The 21,308-nt window shown below is 66.9% G+C and carries 20 protein-coding genes; 2 read left to right on the top strand and 18 right to left on the bottom strand.

Annotated features, from left to right (window positions below):
- Window positions 1-24: 24 nt before the first annotated feature.
- Genes ACIOSY_RS08045 through ACIOSY_RS08025 form a run of 5 tightly spaced genes read right to left on the bottom strand, consistent with a single transcriptional unit; the run spans window position 25 to window position 4,772 of the window.
- Window positions 25-774, bottom strand: a complete 750-nt coding sequence (locus tag ACIOSY_RS08045; RefSeq protein ID WP_400851756.1) for an ABC transporter ATP-binding protein — start codon at window positions 772-774, stop codon at window positions 25-27.
- Window positions 764-1,528, bottom strand: a complete 765-nt coding sequence (locus tag ACIOSY_RS08040) for an ABC transporter ATP-binding protein (RefSeq protein WP_400851753.1) — start codon at window positions 1,526-1,528, stop codon at window positions 764-766. The genes ACIOSY_RS08045 and ACIOSY_RS08040 overlap by 11 nt, the downstream gene beginning before the upstream one ends.
- Window positions 1,525-2,658, bottom strand: coding sequence for a branched-chain amino acid ABC transporter permease (locus ACIOSY_RS08035; protein ID WP_400851750.1), 1,134 nt, complete (start codon window positions 2,656-2,658; stop codon window positions 1,525-1,527). Before ACIOSY_RS08035 ends, ACIOSY_RS08040 begins: the two co-directional genes overlap by 4 nt.
- The gene (locus ACIOSY_RS08030) at window positions 2,642-3,526 is read right to left on the bottom strand and encodes a branched-chain amino acid ABC transporter permease (RefSeq protein ID WP_400851747.1); all 885 of its coding nucleotides are present in this window, start codon (window positions 3,524-3,526) and stop codon (window positions 2,642-2,644) included. Before ACIOSY_RS08030 ends, ACIOSY_RS08035 begins: the two co-directional genes overlap by 17 nt.
- Window positions 3,527-3,536: 10 nt before the next feature.
- A complete protein-coding gene (locus ACIOSY_RS08025; protein ID WP_400851744.1) occupies window positions 3,537-4,772 on the bottom strand; it encodes an amino acid ABC transporter substrate-binding protein in 1,236 nt (411 codons plus the stop codon).
- 125 nt (window positions 4,773-4,897) lie between these two features.
- On the opposite strand from ACIOSY_RS08025, the gene ACIOSY_RS08020 reads away from it, so the two are divergent.
- The gene (locus ACIOSY_RS08020; RefSeq protein WP_400851741.1) at window positions 4,898-5,911 is read left to right on the top strand and encodes a LacI family DNA-binding transcriptional regulator; all 1,014 of its coding nucleotides are present in this window, start codon (window positions 4,898-4,900) and stop codon (window positions 5,909-5,911) included.
- 105 nt (window positions 5,912-6,016) lie between these two features.
- Here the strand turns inward: ACIOSY_RS08020 and ACIOSY_RS08015 are convergent, their stop codons facing one another.
- Window positions 6,017-6,406 (bottom strand): thiol-disulfide oxidoreductase DCC family protein, encoded by a 390-nt coding sequence (locus ACIOSY_RS08015; RefSeq protein WP_400851738.1) that lies wholly within the window; start codon window positions 6,404-6,406, stop codon window positions 6,017-6,019.
- 76 nt (window positions 6,407-6,482) lie between these two features.
- Here ACIOSY_RS08015 and ACIOSY_RS08010 point away from each other — a divergent pair, with 76 nt between their 5' ends.
- Entirely contained in the window at window positions 6,483-6,689 is a 207-nt protein-coding gene (locus ACIOSY_RS08010) for a hypothetical protein (protein WP_400851735.1), read from the top strand.
- A gap of 53 nt (window positions 6,690-6,742) precedes the next feature.
- Here the strand turns inward: ACIOSY_RS08010 and ACIOSY_RS08005 are convergent, their stop codons facing one another.
- The 12 genes from ACIOSY_RS08005 to ACIOSY_RS07950 form a co-directional block, all read right to left on the bottom strand.
- Window positions 6,743-8,062: an ATP-binding protein gene (locus ACIOSY_RS08005; protein WP_400851732.1), complete on the bottom strand. Its 1,320-nt coding sequence runs from the start codon at window positions 8,060-8,062 to the stop codon at window positions 6,743-6,745.
- Complete coding sequence (locus ACIOSY_RS08000) at window positions 8,059-8,781, bottom strand: LytR/AlgR family response regulator transcription factor (RefSeq protein WP_400851729.1); 723 nt, start codon at window positions 8,779-8,781, stop codon at window positions 8,059-8,061. The genes ACIOSY_RS08005 and ACIOSY_RS08000 overlap by 4 nt, the downstream gene beginning before the upstream one ends.
- 31 nt (window positions 8,782-8,812) lie before the next feature.
- Window positions 8,813-9,859: a glycosyltransferase family 2 protein gene (locus ACIOSY_RS07995; protein WP_400851726.1), complete on the bottom strand. Its 1,047-nt coding sequence runs from the start codon at window positions 9,857-9,859 to the stop codon at window positions 8,813-8,815.
- Window positions 9,856-10,473 carry a hypothetical protein gene (locus tag ACIOSY_RS07990; RefSeq protein ID WP_400851723.1) on the bottom strand — a complete coding sequence of 206 codons (618 nt, stop codon included), beginning with the start codon at window positions 10,471-10,473 and terminating at the stop codon, window positions 9,856-9,858. Before ACIOSY_RS07990 ends, ACIOSY_RS07995 begins: the two co-directional genes overlap by 4 nt.
- Window positions 10,473-12,917 (bottom strand): glycoside hydrolase family 3 C-terminal domain-containing protein, encoded by a 2,445-nt coding sequence (locus tag ACIOSY_RS07985; protein ID WP_400851720.1) that lies wholly within the window; start codon window positions 12,915-12,917, stop codon window positions 10,473-10,475. Before ACIOSY_RS07985 ends, ACIOSY_RS07990 begins: the two co-directional genes overlap by 1 nt.
- A gap of 55 nt (window positions 12,918-12,972) precedes the next feature.
- Entirely contained in the window at window positions 12,973-15,882 is a 2,910-nt protein-coding gene (locus ACIOSY_RS07980; RefSeq protein WP_400851717.1) for a glycoside hydrolase family 3 N-terminal domain-containing protein, read from the bottom strand.
- 145 nt (window positions 15,883-16,027) lie between these two features.
- Entirely contained in the window at window positions 16,028-16,633 is a 606-nt protein-coding gene (locus ACIOSY_RS07975) for a hypothetical protein (protein ID WP_400851714.1), read from the bottom strand.
- 101 nt (window positions 16,634-16,734) lie between these two features.
- The gene (locus ACIOSY_RS07970; protein ID WP_400851711.1) at window positions 16,735-17,661 is read right to left on the bottom strand and encodes a PDR/VanB family oxidoreductase; all 927 of its coding nucleotides are present in this window, start codon (window positions 17,659-17,661) and stop codon (window positions 16,735-16,737) included.
- Window positions 17,662-17,679: 18 nt separating this feature from the next.
- Window positions 17,680-18,306, bottom strand: a complete 627-nt coding sequence (locus ACIOSY_RS07965; protein WP_400851708.1) for an MSMEG_1061 family FMN-dependent PPOX-type flavoprotein — start codon at window positions 18,304-18,306, stop codon at window positions 17,680-17,682.
- Window positions 18,307-18,486: 180 nt separating this feature from the next.
- Window positions 18,487-18,972 carry a MarR family winged helix-turn-helix transcriptional regulator gene (locus ACIOSY_RS07960; RefSeq protein ID WP_400851705.1) on the bottom strand — a complete coding sequence of 162 codons (486 nt, stop codon included), beginning with the start codon at window positions 18,970-18,972 and terminating at the stop codon, window positions 18,487-18,489.
- Window positions 18,973-19,042: 70 nt separating this feature from the next.
- Window positions 19,043-19,498 (bottom strand): MarR family winged helix-turn-helix transcriptional regulator, encoded by a 456-nt coding sequence (locus ACIOSY_RS07955; RefSeq protein ID WP_400851702.1) that lies wholly within the window; start codon window positions 19,496-19,498, stop codon window positions 19,043-19,045.
- 1 nt (window position 19,499) lies between these two features.
- Window positions 19,500-21,218, bottom strand: a complete 1,719-nt coding sequence (locus tag ACIOSY_RS07950) for an MDR family MFS transporter (RefSeq protein WP_400851698.1) — start codon at window positions 21,216-21,218, stop codon at window positions 19,500-19,502.
- Window positions 21,219-21,308 lie beyond the last annotated feature (90 nt).

Here is a 21,308-nt window from a genome sequence, read left to right as displayed (position 1 = left end):
CCGTCACAGTGCTGGTCATGGCCGTCAGTTTCCGGCCGCTGCGGGCTTGCCGCCCAGGTAGAGCGCCGCCAGGGTGGGGTCGGCGAGCAGTTCGGGCGCGGGACCCGAGATGTGCACGCGGCCGAGGTCGAGCACGCAGCCGATGTCGGCGGTCTCGAGCGCTCGTCGGGCATTCTGCTCGACGAGCAGCACCGCCGTGCCGGCATCCCGCATGCGGGCGACCTGCTCGAAGACCTTCGCCGTCGTCTTGGGATCGAGTCCCATCGACGGCTCGTCGAGCAGCACGACCTTCGGGCTCACCATCAGCGAGCGCGCGAACTCGACCTGCTTCTGCTGGCCTCCGGAGAGGAGACCCGCGAGCTGCTTCCACCGCTCCCCCACGATCGGGAACAGGTTCTGCACGAACTCGACCCGCTCCTGGATGACCTTCTGGTCTTTGAGGGTGAAGGCGCCGAGCATCACGTTCTCACCGACGGTCATCTCCCGGAACACACTGTGCCCCTGGAGCACGTGCGCGAGGCCGTTCTCCAGCATCCGCTGCGGCCCGTCACCGGTGACGTCCTTGCCGTCGATGCGGATGCTGCCCGATCGCGGTTTCAGCATGCCGCTCGCGACCTTCAGCACCGTCGACTTGCCGGCGCCGTTGGGGCCGACGAGGCAGACGACGGATGCCGGTGGCACCACGACCGTGAGCCCGCGCAGCACGAGAGCCGCGCGCCCGTAGCCCGCCTCGATGTCGTTCAGCTCGAGCAGGTTCTTCGATTCAGACTCCAAGGTAGGCCTCCAGGACTCGCGGGTCTTGCTGGATGATCTCGGGAGTGCCCTCGGCGATCGGACGGCCGCGGTCGAAGACGACGACGTGGTCGCACAGGCTCATGACCATCTCCATGTTGTGCTCGACGATGATGAAGGTCTTGCCCTCGGCGTTGAGTTCGCGCACGAGGGTGGCGATGCGCCCGATGAGCGCAGGGTTCACCCCGCCCGCTGGCTCGTCGAGCATGATCGTGTCGGGCTCGCCCATCAGCACGCCCGCAAGCTCCAGCAGCTTCTGCTGCCCGTAGCTGAGGTTGCGCGCCTCGGCGTGCTCGAGGTGATCGATGCCGACACGGCGCAGCCATCCGCGCGCCCGTTCGAGCTCGCTGGGATCGTTCGCCGAACGCAGCTGCTGGCGGATGCTCGTGCTGCGCACCGCCACGAGCAGGTTCTCGATCACCGTCATCCGCGGGAAGACCCGGCACAGCTGGAAGCTGCGGCCGATGCCGGTGCGGGCGATGCGATCGGGAGACTGCCGGGTGATGGCGCGCCCCTGGTACATGACCTGGCCGGAGTCCGGCTTGATCATGCCGGTGACGCAGTTGAAGAAGGTGGTCTTGCCGGAACCGTTGGGTCCGATCAGACCGTTCACCTTACCCGCCTGGAACGTCACCGAGGCGGCGTCGACGGCGGTGACTCCGCCGAACGACTTCGTCATCTCGATGGTGCTCAGACTCTCGAGGGTGTCTGTGGCGTGTGCGGAGCGGGCGTTCATGATGACGTCTCCTTCGTCGAGGCATCCTTCGTCGAGGCATCCGCTGTTCGCTTTTCGTTCTCCTCCAGCAGTTCGCCGGCGGTGACCTCGCGGATCGATGCCGCGTTCGACGAACGGGTGAAGAGTCCCTTCACCGCCGGGATGATGCCGTCGGGCATGAACAGCACGACGATGCCGAGCAGGATGCCGGTGGCGATGAGGTGGAACTGCGTGTCGCCGAACTCGAGCTTGAAGTACTCCAGCGCGACGCCCACCACCACGGCTCCCAGCAGCGGACCGAAGAGGTTGCGCACGCCGCCGAGCAGGGCCATGAGCACCATGTACGAGCCGATGAGGATCGAGAACTGGAAGATCGGGTCGAGGTCGCCGAACCAGAGGGCGTACAGGCCGCCGCCGAGCGAGACGAACAGCGCCGACAGGATGTAGGCGATGAGCTTGTACCGGGTGGTCGGCACGCCGAGCGCCTGCGCCTTGTCCTCGTCTTCACGGACCGACTTCAGCGCGGTGCCGAACTTCGACCGGTCGATGATCCACCACACCAGCAGCGCGAAGGCGAGCAGCCCCGCGAACAGGTAGAAGAACACACGGTGGTGCTCCGGGCGCAGCATGTCGGGGAACGGACGCGGGACGTTGAGTCCCTCCGACCCGCCCGTGACGTCGCGCCAGCTCTGGAACACCAGCAGCATGATCAGCACGAAGGCGATCGAGACGATCACGAACGAGGCCCCGCGCACCCGGAGGGCGGCGATGCCGATCGGGATGGCGATGATCGAGACGAGGATCGCCGCGACGATCCAGGCGACGAAGCCGGGAAGCGCCAGGTACTTGATCAGGAGCGCGGTGCCGTAGGCGCCGAGCCCGAAGTAGGCGGCGTGGCCGAGGGAGATGTATCCCGTGAACCCGCCCATGAAGTTCCACCCCGTCGACAGCACGGCGTAGTTGAGGATGACCACGCCCGCCGACAGGATGTACGGGTTCGGCGCGATGAGGGGGAACGACAGGATGAGGGCGGCGCCGACGACGATGAGCACGAGGCTCACCCACTTCGCTGCGGGCCGTCTGCGAGGGGCGGGCGGCGCGATCACCACCGTCTCGGTGGCGATCGGCTCTCTGCTAGAAACGCTGGGCAAGACGACCTCCGAAGAATCCTTGCGGGCGGAACATGAGCGTGGCGAACAGCGCGACGTAGAACACCGTCTGCGCCCACGTCGCTCCGAGGGGGAGTTGGAGCAGGCTCTGCGCGACCCCGAGCACGAGTGCGGCGATGGCCGCGCCGGGGATGCTGCCGAGGCCGCCGACGACGATGATCGCCATGAGCGGGCCGATCCAGTGCCAGTGCAACGACGGGTAGATCGTGGCATCCAGCGAGAGCGCGGTACCGCCGATCGCCGCCGTGGCGAGGCCCAGACCGAATCCGTATCCCGCGACGCGGTCGGTGTTGATGCCGACCAGGCGTGCGGCTTCGGGATGCTGGATGGTCGCTCGCAGCGCCTGCCCGAACTTCGTGTACTTCAGCAGCACGAACAGCAGGGCGAGCGCGAGAGCGGCGAGCCCGAAGGCGATCAGCTTCACGACGGGCACCTGCGCGCCGAAGAACTCGAGGCTGGCACTCGCATACGGCAGCGGGATGCGGCGTTGGGTTCCGGTGAAGAAGAACCCGAGCGCCCCCTCGATGACGAGTGCCACCGCGAAGGTGAGCAGCACCGACATCATGGTCAGCGTGAGCGGCTTGAGTCGCGAGACGAGCAGCCGCTGCATCACGACGCCGGTCAGGAAGAACAGGGGCACGGTGACCACGAGCGACAGCAGGGGGTCGAGTCCCGTCTCCTTGTTGAACCACCACGCGAGGTACGCGGCGAGGATCAGGAAGGCGGAGTGCGCGATCATGACGACGCGCATGATGCCGAAGTAGAGGGTGAGGCCCGCTGCCAGGAGGGCGTAGAGCCCTCCCAGCAGCACGCCGAGAATCAGACTTTGAAGAAGAAGTGCTCCACTCACGATGTGCAGATCACCAGGCCGGCTTCGGGAAGAGGAAGTCGCTCTCCTTGACGTCCTCGGGGAGGACGATCAGGATCTCGCCGTCGATCCACTGCTGGATGAGGTGGGCGCCGGTGGGCTTGCCCGTCTCGTCCCAGCTGAGGGGCCCGACCACGGTCTCGACCTCGTTGTCGCGCAGCCAGTCGATGAGCTTCTGCTGGCATTCGCCCTGCTCGGCGCAGCCGACGGCTTCGACGGCGGCGGCCACGACCTGGCCGGTCGTGTAGGCGTTCGCCTCGTCTTCCGAGGGCGGGTTGCCGTGCATCTCGGTGTACTTCTCGACGAACTCGATGTTGCTGGGGAACTGCGACTTCGGCGAGTAGCCCGTGGGGGCCAGGATGCCTTCGGTCGCTCCCCCGATCGCCGCGGCGAACTCCGGGTTGGTCGGGGCGGTCGAGAAGGCGGCCAGCTCGGGCTGGTAGTTGAGCTGCTGCAGGGCGATGATCAGGTTGACGGCATCCTGATACTGCGTTCCACCGATCACGATGTCGGCATCCGACTGCGCGATCTTCGCCGCGATGGTCGAGAAGTCCGTGGTGTTCGGCGGGTAGACCTCGTCGACGAGGATCTCGACGCCGGCCTCTTCGAGCTTGTCGCGCAGGCCGTAGGCGGTGCCCTGGGCGAACGGGTCGTCCATGGCGGCGACGGCGGCCGTCTCCGGACGCTCACCCTCCGGCAGTGCGAGAAGGTAGTCCGCGAGGTTGTTGTAGTGATCGTTCGCGATCGCGGGGGCGGCGTAGAAGAGGTTGTCGAAGCCCTGTTCGAAGACCTCTTCGGCAGCACCGGCCGGTTCGACGAACAGCATCCCGTACTCCTGCGCCACGCGTGCGGAGGGCACGACCAGGCGGGTGGAGAACGGGCCGAACACGAGGTCGACCTGGTCCTGCGCGATCAGCGACTCGTAGTCCGAGACGACGCGGTCGGCATTGGACTGGTCGTCGAGGATCTTGAGTTCGACCTGGCGACCCAGCAGGCCGCCGTTCTCGTTGATGATGTCGCGCCAGGCTTCATAGCCCCGCTCGACACCCTTACCCGGCTCTGAGAAGTCGCCCGTGAGCGGCAGCGAGATGCCGATGACGATCGGATCGTCGGAGCCACCCCCTTCCGGCTGATCTCCGGTTCCGGAACAGGCCGAAACCGTGAGGGCGGCGATCGTCAACGTTCCGATCGCTGCAGCAATCCGTCGACCTTGTCGGCGTGCAGTCATCCGAGTCTCCTACGTCATCGTAGCGAAAGCGCTTTCGTAAGCGCTTCCGCCACTATACTTGCGGAGAAGAACGAGAGCAACCCACAGCGCGATCAGCGTCGATTTTGCTCCAGGGGGAGGTTTTCGTGAAGCGTACCGGTACGCCACGACTCGTTGACGTGGCCGAGGCCGCGGGTGTCTCCTTGGCGAGCGCCTCGCGCGCCATGAGCGGCGGCAGCGGAATATCGCCCGAGGTCGCGGCGCACGTGCGCCGCATCGCGCTGGAACTCGGCTACGAACCCAACCTGCACGCGCGCGGGTTGGCCGGTGGACTCGTGCCCACGATCGGTCTCGTCGTGCACGAGATCGGCGACCCGTACTTCTCCGAGATCGCCAGCGGGGTGATCCGCAGCGCCACCCTCGAGAACCGCTCGGTGCAGATCGCCCAGGCCGATCGCACCCCCGACAGCGAACTCGCCCAGGTGCAGGCGCTGCTGCGCCAGCGCGTCGGCTCGATCATCATCGCGGGCTCGGGGTACTCCGATCCCGGGCATGAGCAGAAGATGACGCAGGCGCTCGCAGACTTCGCCCTCGCCGGCGGGCGCGCGGCCGTGATCGGGCGGCACTATCTCCCCATCGATGCCGTGCTCCCCGACAACCACCTCGCGGGCGTCTCGGTCGGAAAGCACCTCGCCGACCTCGGACACCGTCGCATCGGCGTGGTCGCCGGACCCCTCGAGCTCAACACCGTCGCCGACCGCATCGCCGGCCTCCGGGAGGGAACGCACGACGCCGACATCGAGCTGACCATCGTGTCGAAGGAGTTCACGCGCGAGGGCGGCATCGCCGGTGCGCGCGAGCTGATCGGCCGCGACCTCACCGCCATCGTCGGTCTGAACGACGCGATGGCGATCGGCATCCTGAGCGAACTGCGCCAGCACGGCATCCGCGTTCCCGACGACATCTCGGTCGTCGGCTTCGACGACATCGCCGTCGCCGCCGACGTCGCCCCCGCGCTCACGACCGCCCGCATCCCCATGTTCGAGATGGGCCAGCACGCCGTCGCGCTCATCCTGCGCCCGGCGAGCGACGAGGCCCGCACGATCACGACCACGCACGAGCTGATCGTGCGCGCGTCGTCGGGCCCGCCGAAGGGCTGATTTCGGGGTCTGCCGACCCTCGTCGGGCGGAATTCTCGGCGATGGGCGGATGCTTCGCCGCATTCCTTCCGCCCATCACGGAGTTTTCCGCCCAACGCGTCGCTCTCAGCCCGTGGGGGCGGTGCCGCTCGGCATCGCGCACGCCGCCGTGCCACCCGGCAGGCGGTGCCGGAACCGCGCGATCAGGGCGTAGCCGAGGGCCGCTGCCCACGAGAACGGCGGGGTCACCAGCATCCGTCCGATCACGCGAGTGCCGTACTGCGGCTGCATCTGCAGCAACGCGGCGAAGGCGGCATGACCGCGGAAACGGTGGTCTCCCGCGAGAAGCCACACGTAGTGCGTCGCGTCGTGGGCGCTCAGGTCGAGTTCGTCGAGATCGAGCCACTGCCACGGCTGAGCGTTGGGGAAACGGTCGAGCACCCTCTCGAGCCGACGCACCCAGGTGGTGCAGAAGGCGCAGTCACCATCGAAGACGAGCAGGGGCTGAGGACGCATGAACCCGACCCCACCACAGGCGCGACGAGTTCTCAACCCCCTGGCCTCGCGGCCGCCGACGTTGCAGCCTGAGGGCATGAGTCACAACCCCGACGACATCAAACAGCCCCTCGACCACCTGCCTCCGCTCGACGAGCGCGACAAGGCCGTCGAGGTCGAGGAGCCCAGCTACCCGACCTCCGAAGCGCCGACCGAGCACGGCAACGTCTCCCCCGAAACGGCGGCCGAGCCCGGCAAGCCGAACCGGCACGGCGTCGACAAGCTCCCGCCGACGTCGCGCTGACGTTCGTTCCGACGTCTCGCTACCGGAACGGTGACGCGCACGGGCGCGTCACTTCACTCCGCGCGCGAGGCGTTCTTGGGGAACAGGATGCGTAGCGAGAACCACGCCTCATCCGAGGAGATCGACACAGCGCCGTCATAGGCCGTCGCCGCCGTGTCGATATTGCGCAGACCATAGCCATGGCCCTCCGCGTTCTGTCGCGACACGATGCGCTCGCCCTCGCGAAGGAGAACACCGTCGTAGGCGTTCTCCACGCGCAGCATCACGAAGTCGTCCTGGGCGAAGAGCGCGAATCGCACCAGTCGTTGATCCGGTGACGAGAGACGCGCAGCCGCCTGCACGGCGTTGTCGAGCGCATTTCCGACGATCGCCGTCAGATCCAGCGGACGCAGAAAGTCCAGCAGCGAGCCATCGGCGACGTGAGAGAGTTCGACCTGGTTCTCGGCGGCGTATGCGCGCTTCGCCGTCAGCACCGCGTCGAGCACATGATTGCCGGTGTAGACGACCGTGCCGTATCCGCGGATCGAGTCCTCGAGCTCATCGACCATGCGGGCCCGCGTAGGGGCATCCTGCTCGGCGCGCAGGGCATCGAGGTGATGCTTCATATCGTGGTACTTGCGGTTGACGTCGTCGATCGATCGCCGCGTGAGCTCGTACTGCTCGTGCTGGCTGCGCAGCAGATGCGTCATCGCATCGGCGTCGCGCCGCACGACCGCCTCGTTGTGCACGCGGTGCTGCACGTAGAGGGCGATGAAACCCGCGAAGTCCACGAGCGTGCGGATGTAGAAGACCTCCGTACCGAACCGCGCACTGAAGGGGGTGCTGGCACTGATGAAGCTGAGGTTCGAGATCGCGAAGGTGGCGACCGTGATGGCGACGGCGCCGACGAGCTCGCGCGGCTCGATCCGCAGCACATCCACCCGTGAGAAAGAGCCTCGCTCCGCCCACCAGGCGATCGTGAGCACAATGGCGTAGGTGCCGAGGCAGAGCAGCGTCTGGATGATCGGCGAGAGTTCCGCCGCGTAGAAACGATCGAGCTGCCAGTAGACGGATGCCGCGAACTCGCCGAGCACGAAAGCCCTCGCGGCGAGGTACCCGGCCGCGAGCGGGCTGACTTTCAACACGGCGAAGAGCACGGCGTACATGACCGCTGCGGCGACCAGCATCCCCGGGATCCACAGCGCCAGCGGCAGCGTTCCCGCCCATGCCTGCACGAGGAGCAGTGCGACCAGTGCGCCGACGGCCGCCGCGATGGTCCCCAGCACGCGGGCGCGACGACCGACGATCAGGATGTAGACGAGGCAGGCCCCCCATTCGGCGATCGCCGTGAGGTGACGGGGGATGTCGGCGATGACGTCTTCCGCGCCGTTCACGTCGATATCCCGCGGGAGCCGATATGGGCGGCGAGCGCCGAGAGGAACTCCTTCTTGCGCGGCCGACTGATCGGCAACCGCGTGCCCCCACGCACCCGACAGTCGTTGCCCTCCGTGCCGGTGACATGCCTCAGATTGACCAGCAGACCGCTGTGGCAGCGCATGAAGCCCTCGCCGTCGAGGTCGGCCTCCACGGACTTGAGCGTCGAGACCACCGCGAAGTCGTCGTCGAGGGTGTGCACCTCGATGCGATGCTTCACGCTCTCGATGTAGCGGATGTCCGCGACCGCGACACGGTGGAGCGCGCCATCCACTGCGGTGAAGAGCAGATCTCTGCGCACCCGCTGCTGCAGCCGCACGAGCACGCGGCGCATCTCCTGTGCGAATGCGACGTAGGTCACCGGTTTGAGCAGATAGCTCAGCGCGTCGACCTGATACCCGCTCACGGCGTAGTGCGGAGAACTGGTGACGAAGACGATGATGACCTGCGCGTCGACCTCACGGATGCGCCGGGCCGCCGTCATCCCATCGACATGCGGCATCTCGATGTCGAGGAAGAGCACGTCCCAGTCGGGCCGGTAATCGGCGATGATGTCGCCGCCGTCCTGGAAAGCGGCCACATGGAAGCGCTCGCTCTCTTCGCGCTGGAACTGATCGAGGTGCGACAGCAGACGGTCGATGCTGTGCGGATCGTCTTCGACCACGCCCACACGGATCACGCCGACACCTCCGAGATTCCAGGACCGGCGATCAGCTGAACCCGACCACCCGCCGAGCAACATGATAGGCGAGGGTCGTCACCCGCCGGCCCGCGTGCCCGGGAAGATTGGAACTCGCGGCCATGAGCGAGCGGCGCATCCGAGCGTGGAGCAGTGGGCGCTCTTCCCGGATGCTCTGCCAGAACGCGTCTCGTGCAGCGAGGTGCTCCGGGGTGCCGCCACGGGCCAAGGTGGCGGATGTCACCGCCGTCACCGCCTCGAAGTAGTGCACCAGGGTGGCGTAGAGCTCGCGCGGTACGGTGCCCGCCGCGACGGCGTCTTCCGCAGGGAGCGCACGGAGGGCGAGGCGGTTCACCCGGAGCTGCTGATCGGCGCGCCGCAGCATCACCGAGGGGTTGACCGACTGGTCCACGCGACCGATGAAGTACCGGTACAGATCGACCGGCAGATAAGACATCCGGCGCACGTGCACGAGCGGAACCAGCACGAACAGGTTGTCGACATAGAACGTGCGTTCCGGCAGCTGCAGCTCGCACGTGCGGAGCACCTCGGTGCGGTAGGTGATCGCGTGCATCATCAGGACCTGCCGGCGGCTGAACCGCTCGACCTCCTGCCAGGAGAACACACGCCCGGTGGGGAACACCGAGCCGAACCTCATCGCCTTCGTCGACTTGCCCAGACGTTCGTGCACGTAGTCGGTGAAGAGCACATCCACTCCGCCGGCGCGCTCCACCGTGCGCAAATGCCCGAGCGTGCGATCGAGCGCGCTGGCGTCGAGCCAGTCGTCGGCGTCGAGCACCTTCAGATAAGTGCCGCGGGCGGCGCGGACGCCGGCATTGATCGCACCCCCGTGGCCGGCGTTCTCCTGATGGATGACCCGGTACCGACCCGGCCAACGGGCGACGTACTCGTCGGCGATCCGAGCGGTGGCATCGGTGGACCCGTCATCGACGACGATGACCTCCACGCCCTCCGCGGCACGAAGAGGCTCGAGGGCGCGGCGGAGATAGTCCTGTGCGTTGTACGCGGGGACCACGATCGTGAGGAGTGCCGGGTTCGACCCCACGGCCGAGGTCATCGCGCTGTCACTTCAGCGGGCGCGGGCGCCTGCTGGCGGAAGATCAGCTTGAAGATCGGATAGAACACCCAGAACGAGATCGCGGAGTTGATGATCATCGTCAACACGTCGGCGGCGACCTGGCCGGTCGCACCCCAGCCCCATATGTTCATGAATAGATCGTATATAGGCGCCTTGTAGAAACCCTGCGCGGCAGCCGCGACGAACGTGATGACGATGTACGCCGCGGCGTACCATCCCGCTGCCACCCACACCGAGGTGTTCGATTTGAAGGTGATGTTGCGCTGGAGGAAGAAGTTGATCACCTGCGCCACGAGCAGCGACAGCTGCACGGCGAGGAAGTACGACAGTCCCCCGCCGCCTTCGGGCAGGGCTCCGGCCGCATAGTCGAACGTGTAGTACTGGCCGCCGTCGACGTTCGATCCGACCGGAAGCACCTGGAACCCCACGCCGGTCAGGTCGGTGAAGGTGTCGAAGAACCAGCGCGACAGCGGCATGAGCGCCAGCTGCAGTACCGTGACACCGTTGGACAGCAGCAAGAACATGACGAACTTCGACAGCTCCGGACGGCTGACCTGGAACCTCGCCCACCACTTCCTGATCGAGGTGAACATCACTTGCTCCCCTCCATGGCGGCCGCGCGGAAGTCGGCGCCCGTCTTCTTCTCAGCGCGCCGGCCGGCGAAGAACGCCGAGACGACCCGGCCGAGCCCGCGAAGAGTCTGCCCGTTGACGAGCGTGAGCACGGCAGCGGTCAGACGGCTGGTCGCCAGGCCCCCACTCATCTTCGAGATCACCCGGAACGGGCCGTTGGCGATGAAGAGGATGTTGAGGTCCGGTGTGCCCGCCGCCTCGGATTTGCGGCGTCTGCGATCGAGGATGCCGAAGGCGAACCGCGCCAGCCCGCTCCGAGCGACCTCGAGGCGGTCGATCGGGTCGTTGAACCCCAGGGGGCCGTTGCTCCATTCCGAGTCAGGGATGGCGCGACCGAGCATCCGTTCGAAGGCGGCGTCTGTCGCCTCGGAGAGCCGCGCGGACCGCGGGGCTTCCCCCTCGGCAGGCAACGCCCCGGCCTCGACCGTTCCCTCGATATCGAGTTCGGCCGACTGACCCTCGTCCTGCACGTGGCGACCGACGGTGACGCGGTAACGACCGGTCTCGACCTGCCACGCATCCGTCGCGACATCGAAGTACCGAAAGGCGCGCTCCCCGAACGGCAGATGCACGCGTTCGGACGCACCGGCCTCGAGCCTCACCTTCGCGAAGGCCTTGAGCTCCTTCGCCGGTCGCACCACGCGACTCTCGCCGACACGTCCGATGTAGACCTGCACGACGTCGCTGCCCGCGCGATCACCGGTGTTGGTGACCGTGACGGAGACGCCCGTCTCGTCGACCTCGACCGCGGACAGCACGAACGAGGTGTAGCTGAGTCCGAAGCCGAACGGGAAGGCGACGGGCACGCCGGCCGTCTCGTAGTACCGATAGCCGACGAACGGTCCCTCGCGGTATTCGGCCGTGCGCTGGGCGCTGGGGAAGCGTCCAGCCGTCGGGGTGTCCGCCAGGCGGATCGGCGCAGTCTCCGCGAGGCGCCCTCCAGGATCGACGGCACCGGTGATCACATCGATCATCGCCTCGGCGCCGGCCTGCCCACCGAGGTGGCCGTGGATCAGAGCGTTCGCGGCATCCGCCCAGGTCGCTGTCTCGACGGCACCGCCGGCGCTCAGGAGAACGACCGTCCGCGGGTTCGCCCGGTGCACCGCGCGCACGAGGTCGACCTGTGCGGACGGCAGCTCGAGGGAGGATCGATCGAGGCCCTCCGATTCGGCGATCTCGGGCAGACCGAGAGCCAAGACCACCACGTCGGCACGGGTGGCGAGGGCGACCGCTTCGTCCTGCAACCGTGCGTCGGACGCGCCGTCCCGACGGAACCCATCGGCGATGCCGACGACCGTGAGCGCCGAGGCCTCAGCGGCATCGGACAGAGTCACGAGGCGAGTCGGGTTGACGAGGGAGGATCCGGCGCCCTGATAGCGCGGGCGACGAACGAAGTCGCCGACCAGAGCAACGGACGTGCCCGCCGCGAGGGGCAGCAGGGCGTCGTCGTTCTTGAGGAGCACGGCAGATTCGGCCGCAGCCCGTCTGGCGAGGGCGTGATGAGCCTCGAGGTCTGCGATCGCGGTGTCGACGCGGTCGTGCACGCGCCGCACGAGGGTGAGCACCTCGGCAGCCCGCGCATCGAGATCGGCGACCTCGAGTCGGCCCTGCTCGACCGCCGCGACGATCTCGCGCACGGAATCCCAGCCGGGAGACGGCATCTCGATCGTGCCGCCGGCCGCGACCGCTGCGACGGCGTCGTTTCCGCCACCCCAGTCGCTCACGACCGCTCCGTCGAAGCCCCATTCGCCGCGCAGGATATCGGTGAGCAAGTGCGCGTTCTCATGAGCGTAGACGCCATTGATCAGGTTGTACGACGACATGATCGCCCAGGGCTGCGCCTCGCGGACCGTGATCTCGAAGGCGGTGAGGTAGATCTCGCGCAGGGTGCGCTCATCGATCACCGAATCGCTGACCATGCGCCGCAGCTCCTGGCTGTTCACGGCGAAGTGCTTCGGTGTCGCGGCCACGCCTTCGCTCTGGATTCCGCGGACGTAGGCGGCAGCGAGACGCCCCGCCACCTCGGGGTCTTCGGAGAAGTACTCGAAGCCGCGACCGCCGAGCGGGCTGCGCTTGATGTTCAACCCCGGGCCGAGAAGCACGCCGACGCCCTGAGCGGATGCCTCGCGCCCGAGGGCGTGGCCGATCTCCTCGGCGAGATCCTCGTCCCAGCTCGAGGCGATCGTCGCCGCGGTGGGAAAGCAGGTGGCCTCTTCCGAGCCGTGCAGGCCGAGGTGATCGGCTGAGCCGACCTGCTTGCGCACGCCGTGCGGTCCGTCCGACATCCATACGGCAGGCACCGCGAGCCGCTCGATGGCACGGGTCTGCCACACGTTGTCACCACTCAGCAGGGCGGCCTTCTCGATCAGGCTGAGGTCGGCGACCAGGGCCTCGATGTCTTTCACTTCAACTCCTTCGTGAGTGGCCGGGTCGCCCGGGCCACTCACTGCTCGGTTCGGTTCAGTCGACCGGATCGGCGTCGACGACGACGGGCGTCTCGGTACGCCGACGGTGCCGCAGCACCCGGACGATGATCCAGGCGATGCCGGCCGCGATCAGCACCCACAGCACGATCGTGCCGATCAGCACGCCGGTCTCCCAGGGAGCCGGGTTGTAGGTGAGCGATGCCCCCGGTGCGATCCCGTTGACGGCGTTCGAGTTGACCACCGTGTAGAGGATGTTGTGGATCGCGAAACGCAGGTTCTGCTGTGCGAAGGCGCTCTTCGAATCCTCGATGGTCTTGGACCCCTCGAAGGTGAGCATCAGGTCGGTGCCCTGCGCAGCCCACGCCTGATCCGGGTACATGTAGCCGTAGAGGTTGAAGTCGGTGATCACCATGCCCTGGAAGCCCCACTCACCCCGCAGGACCGAGTTCATGAGGGCCTCGGATCCGCCGGCCCAGGTCGCCCCGATCCGGTTGAAGGAGCTCATGACCGCAGTGCTCCCGATCTCGGTCGTCTGCTCGACGCCGTCGGCATCGAAGTAGCTCAGCTCACCACTGGCGTCCTTGATCACGATCTCGAACGGCTTCAGGTACAGCTCGCGGATCGTCTGCTCGGTCGCCCAGGTGGCGAGACCCTCGCCGTTGACGCGGTTGGTCTCCTGGTCGTTCATGGCGAAGTGCTTCGTGAAGGAGTAGACGCCCTTCGTGAGCGCTCCATCCACAACCGCGGTGCCGAGCCGTCCGGAGAGCAACGGATCCTCCGAGTAGTACTCGAAGTTGCGTCCGGCGAACGGCGATCGGTGCAGATTGACGGCCGGGGCGTACCATCCGTTCGCTCCCGTCGTCAGCGCTTCGTTGCCGATCGCGACACCCATGTCGTGGGCGAGGTCGGTGTTCCACGTCTGTGCGATCAGGTACTCCGAGGGGAAGGCCGTGCCCGTCCAGAGGTCGGGGTTGATGAACGAGCTGAATCCGGCGGGTCCATCGAGGTCGTTCGTACGGATCTTTCCGATGTCCTCGATCGCGGCGGTGTTGTAGGCGCCGGAGTTCAACAGCGCGAGCACCTCGTCCTGGTCGAGTTCGTCGAGCAGTTGCTGCCACGCGGGGTGCTCCCAGGGGAGACCGCGCAGATCGATGAGAGACAGACCGTTGTCGGCGCCCCACGTGGGAGCTTCGGCATCCGACTCGTCTGCGGCGGCCTTCGCATCCCATGCCTCGTACGACGCGACGGTCTCGTCATCCGCCACCAGGTCGTCGCCCTCGGGCGCCGTCGGGAACGTGCCCGCGAAGTCAGCGCGAGAGAACGCGGTGCGCTTTCCGTCGGAGAACTCGGCGGTGACATCGGCGAACTGGTTCGTGGCGGCGACGTCGTCGCTCGCTCGACCGTCGGTGTAGGTCACCGTCGAGCCCACCTCGTAGGAGATCGGAGCGATATCCGCCGAAGGCGTGTGCGAGTCGGTCTGCACCTTGATCTGGTACTCGCCCTCTTCGAGCACGTACGCGCCCTCACCGGCGCTGTCGTAGGAGGCCATGTCCTCGACGGCGAACGAGAGCGTCACGGTCTCGGATGCTCCGGGTTCGAGCAGACCGGTCTTGGCGAAGCCGGACAGCACGACGTGTGCCTTCTCGATGCCGCCATCGGTGTAGGGAGCCGTGTAGTACACCTGCACGACGTCCTTGCCCGCGACATCTCCCGTGTTGGTCACCTCGACGTCGACGGATATCTCACCGTCGACGCCGCCGAGGTCCTGGCCCGCGAGAGCCCAATCGAACGTCGTGTAGCTGAGTCCGTAGCCGAAGGGGTAGACGACCGCTTCGTCGTAGTCCAGGAAGCCCTCTTCGGCTGCCGTCTCGTAGTAGCGGTAGCCCGAGTAGATGCCCTCCTCGTAGTCGACGAAGTAGCCGCCGTCGATGTTCGAGTACGCGAAGTCGCCGAAGTTGACGAAGCTCGGGTCGGCGGTGAAGTCGGACGAGAAGATATCGACCGTCTTGCCCGAGGGGTTGACCTCGCCCGAGAGGATGCGTCCCAGGGCGCTGAACCCCGAGTTGCCCGGCGAACCCGCCAGCAGCACACCATCGACGTCGGCGTCGTCCTCGAGGATGCCGAGTTCCATCGAGGTCGACGCGTTGACGACGACGACGACGTTGTCGAAGTTCTGCTTGGCGAGGGCCAGCAGGTCCTTCTCATCCTTGTTCAGCTCGAGCTGGTGCTGGCCGGACTCGGCGTTCTCGTCCCAGGCCTCCATGTTGGTGGCCAGGTCGCCGCCCTCGCCACCGCCGCGACCGATGACGATCACCGCCGCATCCGAGAACGATGCGAAACTGTCGAGCGACGCCGCGGAGTATTCCGCCACCGGCATCTCGCCGATGTTGTAGTTCGACTCCTCGGGCTTGTCCATCACGATGTTGGTGCGACCGCCCTCGGACGCCGGGTTCGCCGCAGCGAAGTCGGCGAGCTGTGCATACACGGTGTCGTTGACCGTGAAACCGGCGCCTTCGATTCCCTGCCGGATGTTGACCGCGGTGCGGGTGTCTGCCGTACCGGAGCCGGAGCCGCCGTACACGGGGTCGGCCGCGCCGCGACCGAGCAGCGTGATGGCACCCGCGTCGAGCGGCAGCGTGCCATTGTTCTTGACCAGCACCATGCCTTCGTCGGCGATGTCTTCGACGAGCTGCGACGACGCAGCCTTCGCCTCTTCGCCCGACTCGTAGTCGGCGGTGTAATAGTCCGTGTCGAGGTCGGCGGTTCCCTCCGCCTTGTTGATCGTGTACGTGCCCGCGCCCATGTAGGACTCGATCGCTCCTCGGAACAATCCGACCGCCACGTTCGCGCCGATGGCCACGATGGCCACGACCGCGATGATGGGAATCCAGATCGCGAGGAACTTCTTGTTCGACATCGGCGCCTTAGCCGCGTGAGAGTTCACTGCTGTCTCCTCTGTGTGCAACGCGTCCGACGGTGGATGCGTTCAGCGGGCACCACGCCACGCTTCTCATTCCTTTGTATATGCGCGAATGGAGTGCCGCTTCGTGGATGCGCAACCTGTCGATTTGGGCGTGCAATCTGTCATCTCACGAGGCGAGGGCGTGCTCGGCCGGTGCCGGAACGAGGTCGTCGCGGCGGAAGATGAGCTTGAAGATCGGGAAGAACACCGCGCACGAGATGAGGGCGTTGATGAGCATCGTGACGCCATCCGCCATGGCTTCGCCCGTCGAGCCCATCCCCCACACCGTGATGAACAGATCGTAGATCGGCACTTTGTACAGCCCCTGCAACGCCGCAGCCCCGAACGTGATCACGACGTACGCGATCAGATACCAGAACCCCGCCCACCACGGGTTGCTGTTGGACTTGAAGGTGATGTTTCGCTGGGCGAAGAAGTTCACGATCTGCGCGACGGCGAGCGTGATCTGCACGGCGAGGAAGTAGGCGAGCCCTCCCCCACCCTCCGACACCGGGCCGGCAGGGTAGTCGAAGACGAAGTAGTCGCCGAGCTGTACCGCGCGGAACGAGACATCCTCGAGCGCCGTCGCACCGAGCCACAGCCGCACCACTGGCATCATCACCAGCTGCAGCACCGTCATCCCGACGTTCAACAGGCAGAAGACGACGAGTTGGGCGAGAGTGGGGCGGGCGACGGCGAAGTCGCTCCAGGTACGAGCGAGCGCGCGGAACATCCCGCAAGTCAAGCAAGAACCCGATGATCTCGATCGCTCCGGGCATGATCTGTCGATCTGCGCCCACGAACTGCCGCTTGTTGCGCTCTCGGCGTCGTCGCTCAGGCGTCGATGACGAGCCCGGGTGAGATCGACCGCGATACGCACGGGTACATCGTCATCGAGGCGTCGTCACCGGTGAGCGAGTCGCGATGCTCGGGGATGCCCTCGAGAACCGTCACCGCGCACGAGCCGCAGATCCCCCGCAGGCACGATCCATCGACGGGAACGCCTGCGCCCTGCAGCGCTTCGAGCATCGGGCGCTGGGCGGGCACCTCAACGACGACGTCGGATCGCGTGCACGCCACCGTGAACGCCTCATTGGGGCGGTGCTCCCGCGGCTTGGGCTCGAAGCGCTCGACGTGCACCGCGGCACCACCGGGCAGAGCCGCGGCCAGGTCGTCGAGCGCGTCGACGAACCGCTGCGGACCGCACGCGTAGACGGCGGCCGCGGGGTCGAGCCCCGCGTAGAGCGCGGCGAGATCGAGTCGGCCCGACTCCGCTCCAACGTGCGTGGTCACGCGGTCGCCGAGGGCGGCGAGCTCACTCGCGAACGCGATGTCTTCCCGCCGGCGCACGAGATATGTCATCTGCCAGTCGACGCCCTCGGCGGCCAGGTGGCGCGCCATCGCCAGGATCGGGGTGATGCCGATGCCGGCGGCGAGCAGGTGATACGCGGGGGCATCCGCCAGAGTGAAGAGGTTGCGCGGCGGCCGCACCCACACGCGGCTGCCCACGCGCAGGAATGAGTGGATGTAGTGCGAACCACCCCGCGAGAACTCCTCGCGCAGCACGGCGATCCGGTAGCCGTGCACATCGGCGGGGTCGCCGCACAGCGAGTACTGGCGTTCGTGCCGGGTGATCAGCTGCACGTCGATGTGCGCACCGGGTTGCCACAGCGGCAGCGGCTCACCGTCGGGCGACGCGAGCCGCACACTGACGATCGATGGTGTCTGTCGGATGACCTCGCTCACCACGAGCGGGAGCATCCCCGCACGGGAGCGCATTCAGTAGAGCGACCGGTAGGCGCCGGCCATCGCATCGTCGATCACGTCGCCGACCGTCGGGTCCCAGCCCGAGGTGCTCGCCCAGATCTGCCCGGAGCTGGGCACCTCGGCGGCGAGGTCCTGCATCTCGGGGTCCCAGAGCCCTGCGCGCAGCAGTGCGCGCCCGCAGTGCAGGTACACCTGCTCGGTGCGCACGACGATCGCGAGATCGGGCACGGAATGGTCCTGCTCGAGCATCGCCATGAGCGAGGGATCGTTGGTGACCGTCGCTGTTCCGTTGACGCGCAGCGTCTCAGTCATCCCCGGTACGAAGCAGAGCATGCCGACGCGACCGTTGTCGAGGATGTTCGTCATCGAGTCGGCGATCTTGTTGCCGAGCCGGTCGGGGATCACGAGCGTGCGCGGGTCGAGAGCGCGCACGAAGCCGGGATAGTCGCCGCGGGGCGAGCAATCGCAGTTGCCCGCCGAGTCGGCCGTCGAGAGGCAGCAGAAGGGCGAGTGGGCGAGGAAGGCGAGGCAGTTCTCGTCGAGGTGATCGATGATCTTCTGCGTCGTGGGCGCCTCTGGCTCGCCGAGTGTCGATCTGAGGTACGCGAGATCGACGGAGGGGAAGTCGAAGGTCTCCATCACTTCAGGCTATTGCGCGGCCGATTCACCGTCATCGTCGCGCAGGCACAGCATCGGCGGTCGCGACTGTGCTCAGAGTCCACCCGGGGCCCGCGTCTCCGTGGGGCGGAATTCTCGGTGTTGGGAGGAACTCTGCGGTCGATTTCTCCGCCCGACGGCGAGTTCTCCGCCCGATGCGCGTCAGTCGCCGAAGGCGGCGAGCAGCTCCGAGAACCGATCGAGATCGTCGGCCGACCAGCGACGCAGGCGCTCTGCGAGCCGCGCCTCGTAGCGCGAGCGGGCCAGCGCCACGCGTTCCTGCGCGAGATCGGTCGCGACGAGCACTCGGGCCCGACGGTCGTCCGGATCGGGCACGCTCTCGACGAGCCCCAGCTCCTGCAGCTGCCGCACGTGACGGCTCACCGCCGTCTTGTCGGTCTGCAGGCGCTCGATGATCGCGCCCGCCGATGTTGCCGTGCCCGACGCGATCGACGTGAGCACCTGGTAGCCGAGGGGCTGCAGATCGGGATGCACGGTGGTCGCCGCTTCGCGCCAGCTCACGCGGATGCGGGCGAACAGGCGACCGAGCTCGTGCTCGACGCGCGAGACGGCCTGATCGATGTCGATGGCATCGGGCTCTGCGGCGGGCGCGCCCGTGCGGGCGGGTTCGTCGGTCGAGGCGCTCATGGTCGCCAGCTTACGGCGAAGCCCCCGCCGTCAGAGCGACGGCGGGGGCTTCGTTCAGGCATCCGAGCGTTCAGATCTCGGCGAGCAGCCGGAAGACCTTCGAGGCGGCGTGGATCTCATCGGGCGTGAGTTCCTGCACGACCGTGCGCAGGCGGATGCTGTGATCCCGCCGCAACTCGGCGAGCGCCGCCCGCGCGGCCGGCGTCGCCGTCAGCACCCGCAGGCGGCCGTCGCGTTCGTCGGGCCGCGATTCGATGAGCTCAAGCTCTTCGAGCATCCGCACCTGCCGGCTGATGACCGACTTGTCGATCTCGAATCGTTCCGCCAGCTCATGGGCATTCGCGGTACCGGCCCGGTCGATGAAGGTCAGCAGCTTGTAGCCGCCCACCTGCAGTTCCGGGTCGATGCGCGCCGCCGACTCCTTCCAGAGCGTCCGGGTCCTCGCGAAGATGAGGTTCAGATGCGTCTGCAGGTCGGCGAGCGCGCCGTCGACGTCGGCGGATGCCAGCGCTTCCGAGGCAGCCATGTCAGCCCCTCGACTCCCTGTCTTCGCGTTCGAGCACGGTCACCGACCCGGTGGTCGGAGACGTCGACGCGGTACCGGTGAGACGGATCGTGCCGGTGGAGAGCGTGGCGCCCACCTCGGCCTCGGCGACCTCGATCATCGACTCCTCGGCCTGGTCGCGCAGCTGCTCGGCGGCGTTCTTCGTCGACAACGGCTTGTTCTTGATGAACGCGATGGCGATGATGGCGATGACCGCGAGCGGGATCGCGACGATGAAGGCATCCGCGATTCCGTTGCCGTACGCACCCTCAACGATCGCGCGGAGCGTGTCGGGCAGCTGCCCGACCTTCGGCACGTCACCGGAGGCGAGGTGCTCGAGCGCGCTGATCTCCTCGGGGGTCGACGGCACGAAGCCGTCGAGTCCATCGGTGATGTAGGTGGCGACGCTGGTCGACAGCAGCGAGCCCATGACGGTGACGCCGATGGTTCCGGCGATCGTGCGGAAGAAGTTGACGTTCGACGAAGCGGCGCCCAGCTGCTGCGGCGCGGTGTCGTTCTGCACGATGAGCGTGAGGTTCTGCATGACCATGCCGAGGCCCGCGCCGAGCACGAACATGTAGACGGCCACGAGCGGGAACGGGGTGTCGTAGCGCAGCGTCGACATCAGGCTGACGCCGATGGTGGTGAGGATGGAGCCGGTGACCATCCAGCCCTTCCACTTGCCGAAGCGGCTGACGAGCTGGCCAATGATGATCGACGCACCCATCTGGCCGATGATCATCGGGATGGTCATGAGGCCGGACTCGGTGGGTGTGGCGCCGCGGGCGAGCTGGAAGTACTGGGCGAGGAACACCGACGTGGCGAACATCGAGACGCCGATGGCGATCGAGGCGACGACCGAGAGCGTGAAGGTGCGGTTGCGGAACAGCGACATCGGCACGATCGGTTCCTTGACGAAGAACTCGACGGTGATGAATCCGGCGATCGCGACGCCGGCGATGACGGCGAGCATGATGCTCGTCGAGGAGTCCCACTCGAACTCGCTGCCACCCATCGAGACCCAGATGAGCAGGGTCGAGACGCCGACGGCGAGCAGCACGATGCCGAAGTAGTCGATCGACACCTTCGAGTCGCGCTGCGGCTTGGGCAGGTGCAGGGTGAACTGCAACAGCACGAGCGCGAGGAGCGCGAACGGCACGCCGACGAAGAAGTTGGCACGCCAGCCCCACGCGTCGGTGAGGACTCCACCGAGCAGCGGGCCGCCGATGGTGCCGAGGGCCATGATGCCGCCGACGACGCCCATGTACTTGCCGCGCTCACGCGGGGAGATGATGAGGGCGACGGCGATCATGACCAGCGACATGAGGCCACCGACGCCGATTCCCTGCACGACGCGAACGGCGATGAGCATGTTCGTGTCGGTCGAGAAGCCGGCGATCACGGTGCCGACGGTGAAGATGATGAGCGAGAGCTGCACCAGGATCTTGCGGTCGACGAGGTCGGCGAGCTTGCCCCAGATCGGGGTGGAGACGGCGGTGGCCAGCAGGCTCGCGGTGATGACCCAGGTGTACTGGGACTGCGTGCCGCCGAGGTCGGCGATGATGACCGGCATCGAGGTCGACACCACGGTGCCCGAGAGCACGGCGACGAACATGCCGACGACGAGGCCGGAGATCGCGGTGAAGATCTCGCGGGGCGAACGCGTCGCCTCGAGTGCGAGAGAAGAGGAAGGGTTTGTCACAGGTGGATGCTCCAGCGTAGAAAGTTGATAAGCGTCAACTATACGCCGATAGTTGCGGAAGTGCAACTGTTGACCGGGTTCAACGATCGG

Origin of the sequence: Microbacterium sp. NPDC087665 (genome assembly GCF_044743285.1) — a bacterium.
GTDB lineage: Bacteria > Actinomycetota > Actinomycetes > Actinomycetales > Microbacteriaceae > Microbacterium.
Note: the sequence above shows the minus strand (reverse complement) of the source record. Positions and strands in the feature narration are given on the sequence as shown.

What these genes read in the sequence shown, in the direction of transcription:
- ACIOSY_RS08040 (WP_400851753.1), bottom strand. Translation starts at nt 1,528, where the DNA reads ATGAACGCCCGCTCCGCACACGCCACAGACACCCTCGAGAGTCTGAGC.
- ACIOSY_RS08025 (WP_400851744.1), bottom strand. Translation starts at nt 4,772, where the DNA reads ATGACTGCACGCCGACAAGGTCGACGGATTGCTGCAGCGATCGGAACG.
- ACIOSY_RS08015 (WP_400851738.1), bottom strand. Translation starts at nt 6,406, where the DNA reads ATGCGTCCTCAGCCCCTGCTCGTCTTCGATGGTGACTGCGCCTTCTGC.
- ACIOSY_RS08010 (WP_400851735.1), top strand. Translation starts at nt 6,483, where the DNA reads ATGAGTCACAACCCCGACGACATCAAACAGCCCCTCGACCACCTGCCT.
- ACIOSY_RS07995 (WP_400851726.1), bottom strand. Translation starts at nt 9,859, where the DNA reads ATGACCTCGGCCGTGGGGTCGAACCCGGCACTCCTCACGATCGTGGTC.
- ACIOSY_RS07990 (WP_400851723.1), bottom strand. Translation starts at nt 10,473, where the DNA reads ATGTTCACCTCGATCAGGAAGTGGTGGGCGAGGTTCCAGGTCAGCCGT.
- ACIOSY_RS07975 (WP_400851714.1), bottom strand. Translation starts at nt 16,633, where the DNA reads ATGTTCCGCGCGCTCGCTCGTACCTGGAGCGACTTCGCCGTCGCCCGC.
- ACIOSY_RS07970 (WP_400851711.1), bottom strand. Translation starts at nt 17,661, where the DNA reads ATGCTCCCGCTCGTGGTGAGCGAGGTCATCCGACAGACACCATCGATC.
- ACIOSY_RS07965 (WP_400851708.1), bottom strand. Translation starts at nt 18,306, where the DNA reads ATGGAGACCTTCGACTTCCCCTCCGTCGATCTCGCGTACCTCAGATCG.
- ACIOSY_RS07960 (WP_400851705.1), bottom strand. Translation starts at nt 18,972, where the DNA reads ATGAGCGCCTCGACCGACGAACCCGCCCGCACGGGCGCGCCCGCCGCA.
- ACIOSY_RS07955 (WP_400851702.1), bottom strand. Translation starts at nt 19,498, where the DNA reads ATGGCTGCCTCGGAAGCGCTGGCATCCGCCGACGTCGACGGCGCGCTC.